At 67.0% G+C, this 14,920-nt stretch carries 12 protein-coding genes; 5 read left to right on the forward strand and 7 right to left on the reverse strand.

The features are described from left to right. Positions 1-11: 11 nt before the first annotated feature. Positions 12-1,112 (forward strand): Rieske 2Fe-2S domain-containing protein, encoded by a 1,101-nt coding sequence (locus ACREYQ_RS20925; RefSeq protein WP_432262085.1) that lies wholly within the window; start codon positions 12-14, stop codon positions 1,110-1,112. A 26-nt stretch (positions 1,113-1,138) separates the two neighbouring features. After that, on the forward strand, positions 1,139-1,930 hold the full coding sequence (locus ACREYQ_RS20930; RefSeq protein ID WP_432262086.1) for an SDR family oxidoreductase: 792 nt from the start codon (positions 1,139-1,141) through the stop codon (positions 1,928-1,930). Between the two features lie 128 nt (positions 1,931-2,058). Here the strand turns inward: ACREYQ_RS20930 and ACREYQ_RS20935 are convergent, their stop codons facing one another. Together ACREYQ_RS20935 and ACREYQ_RS20940 are read right to left on the reverse strand one after the other, a co-directional pair. Next, the gene (locus tag ACREYQ_RS20935) at positions 2,059-3,186 is read right to left on the reverse strand and encodes an acyl-CoA dehydrogenase family protein (protein ID WP_432262087.1); all 1,128 of its coding nucleotides are present in this window, start codon (positions 3,184-3,186) and stop codon (positions 2,059-2,061) included. Positions 3,187-3,199: 13 nt separating this feature from the next. After that, positions 3,200-4,393: an acyl-CoA dehydrogenase family protein gene (locus ACREYQ_RS20940; protein WP_432262088.1), complete on the reverse strand. Its 1,194-nt coding sequence runs from the start codon at positions 4,391-4,393 to the stop codon at positions 3,200-3,202. Between the two features lie 344 nt (positions 4,394-4,737). Between ACREYQ_RS20940 and ACREYQ_RS20945 the strand changes: the two genes are divergently transcribed. Together ACREYQ_RS20945 and ACREYQ_RS20950 are read left to right on the forward strand one after the other, a co-directional pair. After that, positions 4,738-6,258 (forward strand): class I adenylate-forming enzyme family protein, encoded by a 1,521-nt coding sequence (locus tag ACREYQ_RS20945; protein WP_432262089.1) that lies wholly within the window; start codon positions 4,738-4,740, stop codon positions 6,256-6,258. A 56-nt stretch (positions 6,259-6,314) separates the two neighbouring features. Next, positions 6,315-7,286 carry a Bug family tripartite tricarboxylate transporter substrate binding protein gene (locus ACREYQ_RS20950; RefSeq protein WP_432262090.1) on the forward strand — a complete coding sequence of 324 codons (972 nt, stop codon included), beginning with the start codon at positions 6,315-6,317 and terminating at the stop codon, positions 7,284-7,286. Positions 7,287-7,944: 658 nt separating this feature from the next. Here ACREYQ_RS20950 and ACREYQ_RS20955 read toward each other — a convergent pair. Next, positions 7,945-9,075 carry an IS110 family transposase gene (locus tag ACREYQ_RS20955; protein WP_432257736.1) on the reverse strand — a complete coding sequence of 377 codons (1,131 nt, stop codon included), beginning with the start codon at positions 9,073-9,075 and terminating at the stop codon, positions 7,945-7,947. An 853-nt stretch (positions 9,076-9,928) separates the two neighbouring features. On the opposite strand from ACREYQ_RS20955, the gene ACREYQ_RS20960 reads away from it, so the two are divergent. Beyond that, positions 9,929-10,279, forward strand: coding sequence for a hypothetical protein (locus ACREYQ_RS20960; protein WP_432262091.1), 351 nt, complete (start codon positions 9,929-9,931; stop codon positions 10,277-10,279). Between the two features lie 245 nt (positions 10,280-10,524). On the opposite strand, the gene ACREYQ_RS20965 is transcribed toward ACREYQ_RS20960, so the two are convergent. The 4 genes from ACREYQ_RS20965 to ACREYQ_RS20980 form a co-directional block, all read right to left on the reverse strand. Then, entirely contained in the window at positions 10,525-11,391 is an 867-nt protein-coding gene (locus ACREYQ_RS20965) for an FAS1-like dehydratase domain-containing protein (protein ID WP_432262092.1), read from the reverse strand. Positions 11,392-11,433: 42 nt separating this feature from the next. After that, positions 11,434-12,258, reverse strand: coding sequence for an HpcH/HpaI aldolase/citrate lyase family protein (locus ACREYQ_RS20970; RefSeq protein WP_432262093.1), 825 nt, complete (start codon positions 12,256-12,258; stop codon positions 11,434-11,436). Between the two features lie 10 nt (positions 12,259-12,268). Next, on the reverse strand, positions 12,269-13,651 hold the full coding sequence (locus ACREYQ_RS20975) for an MmgE/PrpD family protein (protein ID WP_432262094.1): 1,383 nt from the start codon (positions 13,649-13,651) through the stop codon (positions 12,269-12,271). Positions 13,652-13,720: 69 nt separating this feature from the next. Next, positions 13,721-14,920, reverse strand: coding sequence for a CaiB/BaiF CoA transferase family protein (locus ACREYQ_RS20980; protein ID WP_432262095.1), 1,200 nt, complete (start codon positions 14,918-14,920; stop codon positions 13,721-13,723).

The following is a 14,920-nucleotide window of genomic DNA, read 5'->3' on the forward strand; positions in this document are numbered from 1 at the left end:
AGACAGACGCCATGACCGCTGACGGCAACCAGACTGGCTACAAGACCGGCTACAAGATCGAATCACGCCCGCCCGAGGCCCGCTACGCGCGGGGCTGGCATTGCCTTGGCCTGGCCGATGCCTACCGCGATGGCAAGCCGCATACCCTGAACATCTTCGGACAGCGGCTGGCGGCCTTTGCCGACTCGACCGGCGCCATTCGCGTGATCGACGGCTATTGCCCGCACATGGGCGCCGACCTCAGTACCGGCACCGTGCAGGGCGACAACCTGGTCTGCCCGTTCCACGGCTGGCAGTGGGGCGGCGACGGCGGCTGCAAGTCCATCCCCTACTGCAAGCGCGTGCCCCCCAAGGCCCGTGTCGGCGCCTGGCAGACCAGCGAGCAGAACCGGCTGCTCTTCATCTGGCACGATCCCGAAGGCCGCCCGGCGCCCGCCGAGGTGGCGATTCCGCGCATCGAAGCCTGCTTCTCGCCGGAGTGGTCGGACTGGGCCATCGACGAGATGGTGATCAACACCAACTGCCGCGAGCTGGTCGACAACATCTCTGACATGGCGCATTTCGGCACGGTCCACGGCGCCCCGGTCGATTACTTTGCCAACCTGTTCGAGAACCACAAGGCCACGCAGCTGATGATCGGGCGCAGTGCCCGGCTGTCGGGCGATGCGCGCCTGACGGCGCTTTCGACGTATTTCGGGCCCGCATACCACATCACCGACATGAGCGGCCAGATGGGTGACCAGCGCATCGAGTCGATCCTGCTCAACTGCCATGTGCCGATCGACCAGAACAGCTTCGTGCTGCGCTACGGCGTGCTGGTGAAGAAGATCCCGGGGCTGTCCGAGGAGCAGAACCGTGCCATGGCGCAAGCCTACGTGGACCAGGCCCGCGGCGCCTTCTATGAGGACGTGGTGATCTGGGACAGCAAGATCCGCATCGACAACCCGCTGCTGTGCGAAGGCGACGGGCCCATGTACCAGATGCGTGACTGGTACCAGCAGTTTTATACGGACGTGGAGCAGGTGCGGCCGTCCAGCGTGGCGCGGCGCGTGGTCGAGCTGAACCCGGGCGGCATCGAGCCGCCGGCGCTGCGGCATGTGTTCGAGGCCTGACGGAAACCTTCACGGAAGCCAACCACATGAAAACCGTAGTCATTACCGGTGCCGCGTCGGGCATGGGCGCGGCCGTGCGCCAGCGCATGCTTGCCGACGGCTGCCGGGTCATCGGCATCGACCTGCGCGATGCCGACATCCTTGCCGACCTGTCCAGCCAGCAAGGCCGTGCTGCCGCGATCGACGCCGTCCTGTCGCACTCGGGCGGCCGCATCGACCAGCTGGTCTGCTGCGCCGGCCTGGGTCCGCATGTCGAACCCGCCACGCTGGTGGCATCGGTCAACTACTTCGGCGTGGTGGCGCTGCTGGATGGTTTGTTCGAGGCACTGCGCCAGGGCTCGGATCCGTGCGCCGTGGTGGTGTCGTCCAATTCAGCCACGCTCCAGTCCTGGGAGGGCAGCCCGCTGCGCGATGCCTACCTTGCCGGCGACGAGTCCGGCGTGCGCGCGATGGTGGACGCCGCCGCGGCGGCGGAAACCACCCGCGACCAGGCTGGCTATATCGCCTATGCCAGCTCCAAGCATGCGGTGGCGGCGGCCGCGCGACAACGCGCCGCGGTGTGGGGCCAGGCCGGTGTGCGCCTGAACGTGGTCGCGCCGGGCGCGGTGGAAACGCCGTTGCTGCAGGCCGGCCTGAAGGATCCGCGCTATGGCGACGCCATCCGTGATTTCCTGCCGCCGCTGGGGCGCCGTGCCCAGCCTGAAGAGGTGGCCGCGCTGATCGCCTTCCTGTGCGGGCCGCAGGCGCCCTACATCCATGGCAACGTGGTGTTCATCGACGGCGGCCTGGATGCCGCGCAGCGACCGCTGGTCTTCTGAGCTGCGCTCTCGCCACGGGGACACGGCGGCTCAGATTGCCGGCAACGCCTGCATGCCGCCGTGTTTCTCCCCTTTTCCCGCTTTGAACTGTCCCCCGGAAACTGCAGACAACTTCCGGGGGCCGCTCACTAGGCTTCCATCACTTCGCCGAAGCGCTGCAGGTGATAGTCGCTGTCGCCCAGCAACTGGTCCAGCATGGTCAGGCGCTTGAAGTAGTCGCCCACCGACAGCTCATCGGTCATGCCCATGCCGCCGTGCAGCTGCACGGCCTGCTGGCCGACAAAGCGCCCGGCGCGGGCCACCGTGACCTTGGCCGCGGACAGCATGCGGCGGCGGGCGGCAGGATCGGTCTCGTCCAGCGCCTGGGCGGCCACATAGGCCATCGACAGCGCCAGCTCTTTCTGCACCAGCATGTCGGCCATGCGGTGCTGCAGCGCCTGGAAGCTGGCCAGCGGCTTGCCGAACTGCTGGCGTGTGCCGAGATACTCGCCAGTGATCTGGATCAGCTTTTCCATCGCACCGGCACCTTCGGCGCACAACGCGGCGATGCCATGCTCCAGGCCCACGCCCAGCGCGGCCAGGCCGTCCGCGGGCTGGCCCACCAGGGCGCTGGCCGGCACGGTGACGTTCTGCAGCGACAGGTCGGCGGCGCGCAGGCCGTCGATGGTGGGATAGGCGGTGACGCCCAGGCCCTTGCTGTCGCGCGGTACCAGGAATAGCGCGATCTCGTTGCTGCCGGCCACGCGTGCGCTCAGCAGGTAGGCATCGGCGGCGGCGCCGTGCCAGACCACGCTCTTGGTGCCGTTCAGCACATAGCCGTCGCCGCTGCGCTCGGCGCTGGCGCGGGCTGATTCCGGACGGTAGCGGGTGGTGGGCTCCAGGTAGGCCAGCGTGACGATGCGCTCGCCCGAGGCGATCGCGGGCAGCCATTCTTCCTTCTGCGCGGCGCTGCCGTGGGCGGCGAGGATGGCAGCGGCCATCACGCCGCTGGGCGTGACGGGCTCCAGCACCAGGCCGCGGCCCAGTTCGCGCTGCACCACCAGCTGGCTGGCGGGGCCCTCGCCAAAGCCGCCGAAGTCGGCCGGCACGGTCAGGCCCAGCACGCCCATTTCGGCCAGCTTGTTCCACACGCCGCGATCCAGGCTTGCGCCTGCGCGCGCGCTCTTGCGGCGGGCCTCGAAGGTGTATTCGGTATCGATGAAGCGACGCAGGCTGTCCGCCAGCATCTGTTGCTCTTCGCTGTAGGTGAAGTCCATGTCAGCTATCCCTTCAGAAACCCAGGATCATCTTGGAGATGATGTTCTTCTGCACTTCGGTCGCGCCGCCGTAGATCGAGGTCTTGCGCATATCGTAGTACGTTGAGGCGGCGGGCGCGGCCCACTCGGGGCCGGCCACCGGCTGCGTCGCGCCGGGCTCCAGCCAGTCCGGCGAATACGGCCAGGCGTTGGGGCCGGCCACTTCCATCATCAGCATGCCCAGGTCCTGCTGCACCTCGGAGCCACGGATCTTGACGATCGAGGCCTCGGGGCCTGGGGTGCCGGCGGCCTGCGTGGCGACGCGCAGCAGCAGCATTTCCAGCGCCATGATGTCCATCTCGACGCGGGCGATCTTGTCGCGCATGCGCACGTCTTCAATCAGCGGGCGGCCGGCGCCGTCGGTGGCCTGGCTGGCGTAGTGCTTGAGCTGGCGCAGTTCGCGGTGGCAATGGCCGATGCCGGCAATGCCGGTGCGCTCATGGCCGAGCAGGTACTTGGCATAGGTCCAGGCGCGGTTTTCTTCGCCGACCAGGTTCTCGACCGGCACCTCCACGTCCTCGAACCAGGTCTCGTTGACGTCATGGCCGCCGTCGAGCGTCTTGATCGGGCGTACCGTCACGCCGGGCGACTTCATGTCGATCAGCAGCATCGAGATGCCTTCCTGGGCCTTGGCCTCGGGATCGGTGCGTACCAGGCAGAAGATCCAGTCGGCAAAGTGGGCCATCGTGGTCCAGGTCTTCTGGCCGTTGACGATGTACTTGTCGCCCTTGCGCACCGCGCGGGTCTTCAGCGAGGCCAGGTCGGAGCCCGAGCCAGGCTCGGAGTAGCCCTGGCACCAGAAGTCGTCGACGTTGGGGATGCGCGGCAGGAATCGCTGCTGCATCTCGGGGCTGGCGTACTTCATCAGCACCGGGCCGATCATGGTCAGCCCGAACGGCAGCATGCGCGGCGCGCCGGCGCGGAAGGTCTCGATCTCGAAGATCAGGCGCTGCAGCGCGGTCCAGCCGGTGCCGCCCCATTGCCGGGGCCAGGTCGGCGCGCCCCAGCCGTGCGCGTTCAGGATGCGGTGCCAGCGGACGTAGTCGTCCTTTTCCACGCGCTGATGGCTGAATACCTTGTTGCGGATATCTTCCGGCAGGTTGGCCTGCGCAAACGCGCGGACCTCCTCGCGGAAGGCCTGTTCCTCGGCGGTGAAACGCAAATCCATCTCAATGTCCCCTGTGGTACGCGGGCCGCGCGGCGCTTGTATGCAGCTTGGTTGTGCATTGCGTCATAGCCACGGCCCTCACTGTGCCGGCCGATTGTAGGGGCCGGCCGCGATTCCTTGCTTCATCAATGGTAAAGCCGTCCTTCGTGGAGGCGGAACCACCTGCGCCGGGTGGTGGCGCTGCGAGCGGCAATGGGGCCAGTGGCATTGACGAACACGGCCTTAGTGAATTCCAAATGGCTCCGGCGCGGGGCTTGCCGCAAACTGATGCAGCCAGTTTCATGCGGACGGGTGCATTCCGCCGCATATCCGACTCAGCCTGCATCCAGAGATCCACCAGCACCATGTCTTCTTTCCGTCCGCAATATATCCACGAGATCCCCCGCCACTGGGCCGCGCAGACGCCGCAGGCCCCGTGCCTGTACGAGAACGGTGCCGTCATCAGCTACGGCGACCTGTGGCGGCGCATCGAAGCCGCCCGTGACTGGCTGGCAGCACAGGGCGTGGGCGAGGGCGACCGTGTCATGGTGATCGGCGAGAACTGCAACGAGATGGTGGTCACGCTGTTCGCCAGCAGCCTGCTGCATACCTGGCCGATCCAGGTCAATGCGCGCCTGTCCGCGCGCGAGATCGACAATATCCGCGATCATTCGCAGCCGGTGCTGGTGCTCTTCACTGGCCATGTCTCCGACGTGGCCGCGGCACACGGCGCGCGGCTGGGCGCACAGGCCACCGGCTGCACGGTGTTCGATGCCGGCATGCGCGTGGCGCGCGCGGCCACCGCGCCGCGGCGCGAGCCGGCCGAGCTGGCCCGCCGCGTCGCCACGCTGATCTATACCTCCGGCACCACCGGCGCGCCCAAGGGCGTGATGGTGCCGCATGCGGGCCTGACCCAGTTTGCGCGTATCTCCGCCACCTCGCGCGCCATGGGCCCGGCCGACGTGGCCTACGGCGCGCTGCCGATGTCGCATATCTTCGGCATCGCCACTGTGCTGATGGCCACGCTGTATGGCGGCGCAAGCCTGTTCCTGCGCCCGCGCTTCGATGCCAATGAAGTGTTCGAGGCGCTGGTGTCGCCCGGCGTCACCATCCTGCAGGGCGTGCCCACCATGTTCACGCGCATCATGGCGGTGGCGCCAACCGTCGGCGTGAAGCCCGGCGCCTATCCGCGCCTGCGCTACCTCTACACCGGCGGCGCCCCGCTCGACCCCACGCTCAAGCGCGACGTCGAGACCCTGTTCGGCCAGCCGTTGCACCACGGCTACGGCATCACCGAGTACGCCGGCTCGCTCTTCATCACACGCATGGACGCGCCGCGCGCCGACTGCTCGGCCGGCCATATCGTCGAAGGCGTCGAGATCGCGATCACCGATGCCGAAGGCAAGCCGCTGCCCGCCGGCGAGCGCGGCCAGATCCGCGTGCGTGGCCCGGGCGTGATGCTGGGCTACTACCGCAATCCGGAGCAGACCGCCGAGGCGCTGCTGCCCGGCGGCTGGCTCAATACCGGCGATCTCGGCTACCTGGAGGCCGACGGCGCGCTGTTCATCTCCGGCCGTTCCAAGGACCTGATCATCCGCTCCGGCTTCAACGTCTACCCGATCGAAGTCGAATCGGTGATCAATGCCTTCCCCGGCGTGCGCCAGTCGGCCGTGGTCGGACGCACCACCGGCGACGGCAACGAGGAAGTGGTGGCCTTTATCGAAATGCAGGACGGCGCCGGACTCGACCGCAAGGCGCTGGACAGCTACCTGCGCGACAGCCTGGCCCCGTACAAGCGCCCGGCCGAGGTTCGCACCGTCGACGTAATTCCGACCACGGCGAGCGGCAAGCTGCTCAAGCAGCCGCTGCGCGCCATGCTCGACTAAACGCCCGGCGGGCTTGCGGGCCCCGGGCACTACAGCCATACCTGGAGGAGACAACAATGAAGACATGGACGACACTGGCAGCCCTGACCACCACGCTGCTGCTGCAGGGCGCGGCGTGGGCCGCCGACGCCTACCCGTCGCGGCCGGTCAAGCTGCTGGTGGGCTACGCGCCCGGCGGCCCGGTCGACACCGCGGCACGCATCTACGCCGAGCAACTTGGCCGCGTGCTCAAGCAGCCGGTGGTGGTGGACAACCGCGCCGGCGCCAGCGGCGCGATCGCCGCCGACATGACGGCCAAGGCGACGCCGGACGGCTACACGCTGTACTTCGTCGCCAGCCCGACCATGACCATGACCCCGCTGATCCAGCACTCGGTCAACTTCAACCCGGTCAAGGACTTCACCTATATCGGCCTGATCACCGACTACACCAACGTGCTGCTGGTGAACAAGGACTTCCCGGCGAAGAACGTGGGCGAACTGGTCGATTACGCGCGCAAGCATCCGGAAGGGGTCTCGTTCGGCTCCGCCGGCGTGGGGGCGTCCAATCACCTGTCGGCGGAACTGCTGGCGCAGATGAACAGCGTGAAGATGCTGCACGTGCCGTACAAGGGCAATGCGCCGGCCATGGCCGATGTGATGAGCGGCAAGGTCACGTTCATGTTCGATATCACCGGCACGGCCATCGGTCATATCAATGGTGGCAAGGTGCGCGCGCTGGCGGTCACGTCGAAGACCCGCAACCAGGCGCTGCCGAACGTGCCGACCATGATTGAGTCGGGGCAGAAGAACTATGACCTGACCGGCTGGTATGCGCTGGTGGGGCCGCAGAAGCTGCCGGCGGATGTGGTGGACAAGCTGGTCAAGGCGCAGAAGGCGGTGGGGGAGGATGCTGCCTTCCGGCAACGGATGGCGGCTGGGGGGTATGACGTCAATATCAGCACGCCCAAGGCGCTGGGGGATCGGATTCAGCGGGAGTTGGCGTTGTGGGGTGGGGTGGTGAAGACGGCGAAGATTCAGGCGGATTGAGGGGGGGAGTTGCTGGATGGGGAAGGGTTCTTGGCGGGCGTGGGCTGTTTCGCCGGCGTAGCCGGCGGGGCTCCTGCTCGTTGGCTTGGGTATGTAGTGGGGGTTCAATGTTGTCGTAGGTCGACGGCCTGGTTCCGCCCTGCTGGGCGGGTCACTTTCTGTCCGAGCGACAGAAAGTAACCAAAGAACGCGTCGCCTCAGGCGGCTGGCCACCAATTCCACGGTGTTGGTGGTTCGGGCGGCGGTGATTTCCGTTCGACGGGGTGGGTGGTTCGACCCTGCTACGCTCCCGGGATGTGCCTTGCGTCCACGGACTATTGGACGAACCCGACTTTAGGCTGTTGGCAGCCTGCTGATATGACTTCCCGTGTCAATCGAGATTGTTTGGCTCAGGGTTTCATAGTTCCATGCTGTTCCCAATTTCCTGAGGGCGGCGTAGCAGTAAGTCTCGACGGTGGATCACGCTGATATCCGCGGGTTGGTTACCGCATTACAGAGGTCCGCTCAATGAGCCTGCCGCTAACTAAGGCCGCAAGTCGGATGGAATCCGTTGCCTAGCAGGGACGCGGGTTGCTCGTGTGCCGGGCTACGCCGCCTTCAGGAAACTGGCCTCCCAGTAGTTTGTCGGATAGGTTGATTTGTACCCCCCGGTGCCTGGTTACATTGTCCGCGCCTCGTTTGGTACTGAGAGGGACATCGCAAGGCGGCTGATGTCCCAGATGAAGCCGCTCAGTTCGCGGGCCACCGCAACCACCGCAATGTTCGGGTTCTTGCCGCGAGCGGCCAGCCTCCGATAGCGCCGGCAAAGTCGAACCTGGGCGTCCCAGGATCGGTCAACGATGGCCTTTGGAATACCTTCGTGCCGGCGCTGGATCTGAGGGCTCACGCGTGCCGGGTGTCGGTAACTCCAGGCCGCCTCGACCAGTAGCTTTCTTGCATAGCTATTGCCGTTCTTGGTGATGCTGCCCTGGCGCCGTTTCTCGCCCGACGAGTGTTCGGCGGGCGTTACACCAAGCCAGGCCATCAGTTGGCGCGGATGCGCGAAGCGCGAGAGATCGCCCAACTCGGCGAGCATGCCCACCGCCGTGGTGAAGTCGATGCCGCGCATGGTCTGCAAGCCCAGTACAGCCGGATAGAAGCGCCAGTTGACCATTGCCTCGCGCAGGGCCGCTTCGAGACGGCTGCATTGCGCAATCCGGTCCTCGATGGTCCGTCGATATTCCTCAAAGGCAAGTTGCTGCCACACGCTGTCGAACGCATATTGGCTCAACCAACGCTGGTGTGCCGGGCCCCAGTCGGCTTTGCCGGTGTAGCGAACCCCGTGCGAGAGCAGAAAGGCCTTCAGTCGCTGCCGTGCACGCTTCAGATCGTTCTTGGCGCTGACCCACGCGCGCGACAGATCCCGGAAGGCTTCATCCTCCACGCTGGGCACGTACACCGCCGACAGGTCGCCGGCCCGTAGCGATCGCACAAGCTTGACCGCATCGCGTCGGTCGGTCTTGACACGCTCACCGGGCTTCTTCGGGATCAGTGACGGTGCGCATACCATGCACTCGACCCCTTTTCCTGCAAGCTGCCGGTAAAGGCCATATCCGCAGGGGCCGGCCTCGTAGACGATCCGGATGTGGCGCGCTTTGGACTGCAGGCGCTTGCACAGGCGATCGATATCGGCCTGCGACGTACCGATCTTACCAAGCAGTTCCACTTCGCCCATGCCGAGTGCATAGGCGACCGTGATCGAGTCCTTATGGACGTCCAGACCGACATACAAAGTGCTATCGTGTTCCATGCTGGCCTCCGCGCTGGAAATCGCCGGGTGTGGCACTGTCCACACCGTGCGGCTCTGGCAGTCATGCTAACCCGCGTTTGATTCCTCGCGGCGGGCCAGCCCTCTTGCCCCAGGGGAGTCATACTGACTAACGAGGTCATCGGTAGGACGCCTACGGCTGCGCTGCGCGCGCTCAGTATCGCGGGTCGGGTGCCGTGGCACGGAGCGCCTCGCTGCGCTCGCTTGACGCCATCGCCGGTGATCCTGCGGATTTGTCGTGCCCGTTTGTTTGCTCCCCTCTCCCGCCTGCGGGAGAGGGGCGGGGGTGAGGGCCGGAGCTTCAACGAAGTAATGCCATCCAGTTCGCACAAGCCTGCCCCCCGCCAGAAATTTCGTGAGCGATCGATATGACGCGGCGCCAAGCCCACCAACCAGGACCCGCGCGTATCCAACAGCTTGTTGGACAATTGACTAATGGCGCTCGACGCATGCACGCGGCTTCGTCTGGCAGGGATGGACCTGGATCGCTCTTAGCGCTACGTGGAGTTGGCAATTTCTGCGATTGACTTGACGTATCGATCCTTCACAATCTGCTCCTTGATTGTGAACGGCAGGGTTCTCTAGACTGGCTGGGCTCCTGATCAACAGGAGTCGGGTGTGAGAACCCGGTTCACGCTATAGCGGACGGTCGCGTAAGTGGCAATTCTTGAGTCCGCGCGCTTGTGTGCGCCTTCACTTCACGGCGGGCCAGGCGGGGCCAGCTTCGGCTGGGCCGGCTTCCATAGCGTCCGGTTTTCTCACCCCCGTCGTTTGGCCCGCCACCTCAGGTGAGAATGAGCGGCGAGCCTCCTCTTCTACGCTATGGAGGTCAGCAATGTCCCAATCAAGCATCGAACCCGATTCCTTCATCCCGCCCCGACTCGATGATTCGCTTTCGCGGTTCAGTCCCGAAACCCGGCGTGCAGCGCGTGAGGACGCACTGCCTGTTCCTCGGCAACTCCTGTTATTGAATCTGCTGGATCAAGCCGATGCGATTGCGCGAGGGGCGACCTGCGTGCTGATGCTGGTTACACACAGCGAATGCGACGCACAGGAAGAAGGGGGCGTAGCCTTGCAGGCGGCTACGGTGGATGCGTTGCAAGGGCTCTGTCGGGCATCCCTTGGATTGCTGGCCGACAGGGTAGAAGAGGTCGCGGCGGGAATTGAGGAGGCGATGGTCGGCTAGCCAATAGCGGTCGGTCGCTGATTCACTGCGATGGCAGGCGCCGCTGGTGTCAATTGTGGGCACCGCCGGACTTGGCCGACCGTTTGTGTGCTCCCTCTCCCGCTTGCGGGAGAGGGTTGGGGAGAGGGCCGGCGTATCGACGAAGTGAAGCCTGTCGGTATGCCAGTGTCTGCCCTCACCCCCTGCCCCTCTCCCGCAAGCGGGAGAGGAGAGCAAACCAGCGGAGCGGATAAGGCTTCAGGCTCTTACCCTTCTACTTCCGCCCACCCCTGCATCGCCTGCCCACCAGCATCATCCCCCGTCCAAAGCACCAGCCGCCCAGCCTGCGCCGGATCGGCGGCACCGCCGACGATGATAGTGTCCTGGTCAAACAGCGGCGCCAGCCCGCGGAAGCCAAAGCGGCGCACGCGCGCCTGCGGTTGCTCCCGCGCCACCAGGTCCAGCATCAGCATGGCCTGCATCGGCCCGTGCACCACCAGGCCAGGGTAGCCCTCTACGTCGCGCGTGTACTGGCGGTCATAGTGGATGCGATGCCCGTTGAAGGTCAGCGCGGAATAGCGGAACAGCATCACAGGATCCGCCTGCAGCGTGCGCTGCCATTGCGCGGTTTGCTCCAGCCGGGGGCGCGGTGGCTGCGGCTTGGTCGGGTCGGGCATGGCGCGGTAGACGATATCGTGGCGCTCGCTGACCGCGGTCTTGCCGTTGACGGTCAGCTCGTGGTCGACGGCGACAAACCACAGTTCGCCGGTGCGGCCGGTCTTGTACTGCACGTCCTTGATGGTGGAGGTGCGCGTGACGGTATCGCCGATATGCAGCGGATGGCTGAAGGCCAGCTCGCTGCCGGCCCACATGCGGCGCGGCAGCGGCACCGGCGGCATGAAGCCGCCGAGGGTTGGATGGCCGTCACGGCCGATGTCGCGCTGGGGTGCGCGCGGCAGGAAGTAGAGCCAGTGCCACAGCGGCGGCAGCGGGCCGGCGGCAACCGCCTCGGGGTCGAGGTCGAAGGTGGCGGCGAGCCCGATGACCGGTTCCGGCGACAGCGTTTCGGTGCGCGATTCGCTGCGGCCGATCCAGCCGCGCAGGCGTTCGAGTTCAGCAGTGGCGTCAGTCATGACAGTAAGCCTTGTCGTGCGTGAAGGTTGTCGGATGGCGGGTTACTGCGCCAGCGCCAGCAGCCGGCGGGCCTGCTCGATCACGGGCCGGTCGACCATCTTGCCATCGACCTGCACCGCGTGGCTGCCGCTGGCGGTGGCTTCCAGCACGCGCCGGGCCCAGTCGAGCTGCTCGGGGCTGGGCAGGAAGCCTGCGCGCACTGCGCCCAGTTGCGCCGGGTGGATGCAGAGCTTGCCGGCAAAACCGAGTTCGCGCGCATAGGCGACGTCGCTGGCCAGCACGGCTTCGTCTTTCAGTGCGGTGGTCACGCCGTCGACCGGCGGCGGCAGCCCGGCCACGCGCGAGGCCAGCACGATGCGCGCGCGCGCAAAGGCGAGCGCGTCGCGCGTGTGGCTGCAGCCCAGGTCGACCGCATAGTCGAGCGAGCCGAAAGCAAGGCGCGCGACGCCGGGGGCCGTGGCGACGCCGTCGATCTGGTGCAGGCCGAGCGCGGTCTCGATGATGGCGACCATTTCGCCCTGCGGGTTGATCGAGTGGAGGGCCTGCGCGATGGTGGCCAGTGCCACGGCATCCTCCGCCTTGGGCACCAGCAGGCCGGCCAGCGCCGTGCCGGGCGGCAGCGCGCGCAGCCAGGCCAGGTCGGCGGCAAAGGCGGGCGAGGCGCTGTCGTTGATGCGGACAAAGGCGTTGGCGGCGGGCCGGCCGCCCAGCCACGCGGCGATGGCTTCGCGCGCGGCAGGCTTGGCCTCAGGATGGACCGCATCCTCCAGGTCCAGGATCATCACATCCGGGCCGGCGGCCGCGGCTTTGTCGAAGCGTTCCGGCCGGTCGCCCGGCACGAACAGGTACGTGACTGCAGTGGACATGACGTGGTTCTCAGCGTGCTGCGGGCAGCCAGTCGTTGACGTTCGGTGCCTGCTCCAGTGACCAGACGCGCTGGATGATGGCGCGCATCTCGGCCTCGCTCGCGCCCTGGCGGAACGCGCCCAGCTGCAGCGCCTTGGCTTCCAGCTCCGGGCGCGACAGCGTGTTGTCGGGGTCGCCCTTGGGCACGTCGACGCGTGCTGCCAGGGTGCGGCCGTCGGTGGTCTTGACGGTCACGCGGCCGATCCACTGGCGCGGGTAGGCGGCGTTGATCTCGGCATCCAGTTCCATGTCGACCTTGCCGCGGAAGGCGGCCACCTTCGGGTCCTGCAGCGCATGCTGCTCGAACTCTCCCAGGCCCGCATGGCCGTGCACGGCCACCAGCCCCAGCACCGTGCCCATCGAGAACTTGGCCTGGTGGATGGTGGTGGGGTTGACCACGGGGCCAAGCACGTCGATGGCGCCCTGGTGCACGTGCGTGGTGACGCTGGCGACCTGGTCGGCGCTGATGCCTTCGCGCTGCATCAGCGCCTTGAGCGCATCGGCGGCCGGGTGCGTATGGCGGCACGAGGCGAAGAACTTGAACGAGGTCTCGGCGGTGGCCCAGCGCGTGCCCAGGCCGTCGGTCAGGCAGGCTGGGTTGGCATCGCTCGACATGCCTGCGGCCATGCCCTGCGCGCCTTCCAGGATCTGCTTCGCGCCGGTGAAGCCGGCACGGGCCAGCCAGGCCGACTGCAGGCCATCGGCCGCAGCCTTGGCGGTGTGCAGCTGCTTGGAGTCGGCGGCGTCGCGCAGGAATTCCCACAGGCCCGCGGCCTGCGTGCCGGCCGAGCCCAGCGCCTGGTTGATGCCTTCGCCATCCAGCCCGTAGAGCTTGGCCACGGCCGCGGCGGCGGCCAGCGTGCCGACCGTGCCGGTGGTGTGGAACACGCGGTAGTGCGAACGGCCCATGAACTCGCCGATGCGGATGCCGGCCTCATAGCCGGCGATCGAGGCCAGCAGCACTTCGGCGCCGGTCTTGCCTTCGGCTTGCGCAGCGGCCACCACGGCGGGGAACACCACCGCGGCCGGGTGCAGCACCGAGCTGTTGTGCACGTCGTCCTGCTCGACCACATGCGAGGACGCACCGTTGATCAGCGCGGCAAAGTAGGGCGAGGTGCGGCGGCGGTCGACCAGGACTTCGGCATCGCCATGTGCCGGGCCCATGGCCGCGGCGAATTCCTGCAGGCGGCGCACGGCGGGGGCGTCCTTGCCGGCGATGGCCGAGGCGATCCAGTCCAGGAACAGGTCCTTGGTGCGCTCGATCACCGGCGCGGGCACGTCGGCCAGCTTGAGGTCGGCCAGGAAATCGCAAAGCTGGCGGGTCGGGTAGGTGGTGTCTGCGGGTTGGCTCATGCCGGCTCCGGAGCGGGAATCAGGTCTTGCAAAAAAGAAAGCGCCCGGAAGCCCGGGCGCCGGTATGAATCAGATGGTCTGCTTGTCCGCCAGCGCGGCGATGTCGCTGTCGGCGTAGCCGAGCTCGGCCAGGATCTGGCGGCTGTGCGCGCCCAGCGCGGGCACGTCGCCCATCACCGGCTCCACGCCCGACAGGTTGGCGGGCGGCAGCAGCGCGCCGATGGTGCCGCCGGGCACCGCGACCTCGCGCCAGCGGTTGCGGGCGGCCAGTTGCGGGTGGTTCCAGACGGCCTCGATGTCGTTCATCGGCGCGTTGGCGATCTGGGCGGCGTCCAGCAGCGCCTCGGCCTGCGACACGGTCATCGCGGCAAAGCGTTGCTCGATGATTTCGGTCATCGCAGGGCGGTTCTTGACGCGGCCGGAGTTGGTGGCGAAGCGCTCGTCCTGCAGCAGCTCGGGCTGCTCCAGCACCTTCTCGCAGAAGGCACGCCATTCGCGCTCGTTCTGCAGCCCGAAAATCACACTGCCGCCGTCGCCGGTGCGGTGCACGCCATACGGCGCGATGGCCGGGTGCGAGGCGCCGAAGCGCGCCGGCGGCGTGCCGCCGTAGTGGCCGAAGTAGAGCGCGTAGCCCATCCATTCGGACAGCGCTTCGAGCATGGTGACTTCCACGCGCACGCCCTCGCCGGTGCGCCCGCGCTGCAGCAGCGCGGACAGGATGCCGGTATAGGCGTACATGCCGGCGGCGATGTCGGCAATCGAGATACCCGCGCGCGAGGGCTCGTCCGGGCCGCCGGTGATGCCGATCAGGCCGGCCGCGGCCTGGATCAGCAGGTCGTAGGCTTTCTTGTCGCGATAGGGGCCGGCATCGCCATAGCCCGAGATATCGCACACGATCAGCTTGCCGTAGCGCGCGTGCAGCGTGTCGAAGTCCAGGCCCATGCGCGCGGCGGCGCCGGGGGCCAGGTTCTGCACCAGCACGTCGGCGTCGGCCAGCAACTGGTGCAGCACCTTCTGCGCCTCGTCCTGCTTCAGGTCCAGCGTCAGGCTTTCCTTGCCGCGGTTGAGCCAGACGAAGTGCGAGGCCTGGCCGTGCACGGTCTCGTCATAGCCGCGGGCAAAGTCGCCCGCGCCGGGGCGTTCTACCTTGATCACGCGCGCGCCCAGGTCGGCCAGCTGGCGCGTGGCGAAGGGCGCGGCCACGGCGTGCTCGAGCGAGACCACGCGGATGCCGTCGAGCGGGCGGATGCCTTTGGGGGAATGGGACAT

Source organism: Cupriavidus sp. TMH.W2, assembly GCF_050847365.1.
Classification (GTDB): Bacteria; Pseudomonadota; Gammaproteobacteria; order Burkholderiales; family Burkholderiaceae; genus Cupriavidus.

Coding starts and splice junctions, on each gene's coding strand:
- ACREYQ_RS20925 (WP_432262085.1), top strand. CDS start 12: ATGACCGCTGACGGCAACCAGACTGGCTACAAGACCGGCTACAAGATC.
- ACREYQ_RS20930 (WP_432262086.1), top strand. CDS start 1,139: ATGAAAACCGTAGTCATTACCGGTGCCGCGTCGGGCATGGGCGCGGCC.
- ACREYQ_RS20935 (WP_432262087.1), bottom strand. CDS start 3,186: ATGGACTTCACCTACAGCGAAGAGCAACAGATGCTGGCGGACAGCCTG.
- ACREYQ_RS20940 (WP_432262088.1), bottom strand. CDS start 4,393: ATGGATTTGCGTTTCACCGCCGAGGAACAGGCCTTCCGCGAGGAGGTC.
- ACREYQ_RS20945 (WP_432262089.1), top strand. CDS start 4,738: ATGTCTTCTTTCCGTCCGCAATATATCCACGAGATCCCCCGCCACTGG.
- ACREYQ_RS20950 (WP_432262090.1), top strand. CDS start 6,315: ATGAAGACATGGACGACACTGGCAGCCCTGACCACCACGCTGCTGCTG.
- ACREYQ_RS20955 (WP_432257736.1), bottom strand. CDS start 9,075: ATGGAACACGATAGCACTTTGTATGTCGGTCTGGACGTCCATAAGGAC.
- ACREYQ_RS20960 (WP_432262091.1), top strand. CDS start 9,929: ATGTCCCAATCAAGCATCGAACCCGATTCCTTCATCCCGCCCCGACTC.
- ACREYQ_RS20965 (WP_432262092.1), bottom strand. CDS start 11,391: ATGACTGACGCCACTGCTGAACTCGAACGCCTGCGCGGCTGGATCGGC.
- ACREYQ_RS20970 (WP_432262093.1), bottom strand. CDS start 12,258: ATGTCCACTGCAGTCACGTACCTGTTCGTGCCGGGCGACCGGCCGGAA.
- ACREYQ_RS20975 (WP_432262094.1), bottom strand. CDS start 13,651: ATGAGCCAACCCGCAGACACCACCTACCCGACCCGCCAGCTTTGCGAT.
- ACREYQ_RS20980 (WP_432262095.1), bottom strand. CDS start 14,920: ATGTCCCATTCCCCCAAAGGCATCCGCCCGCTCGACGGCATCCGCGTG.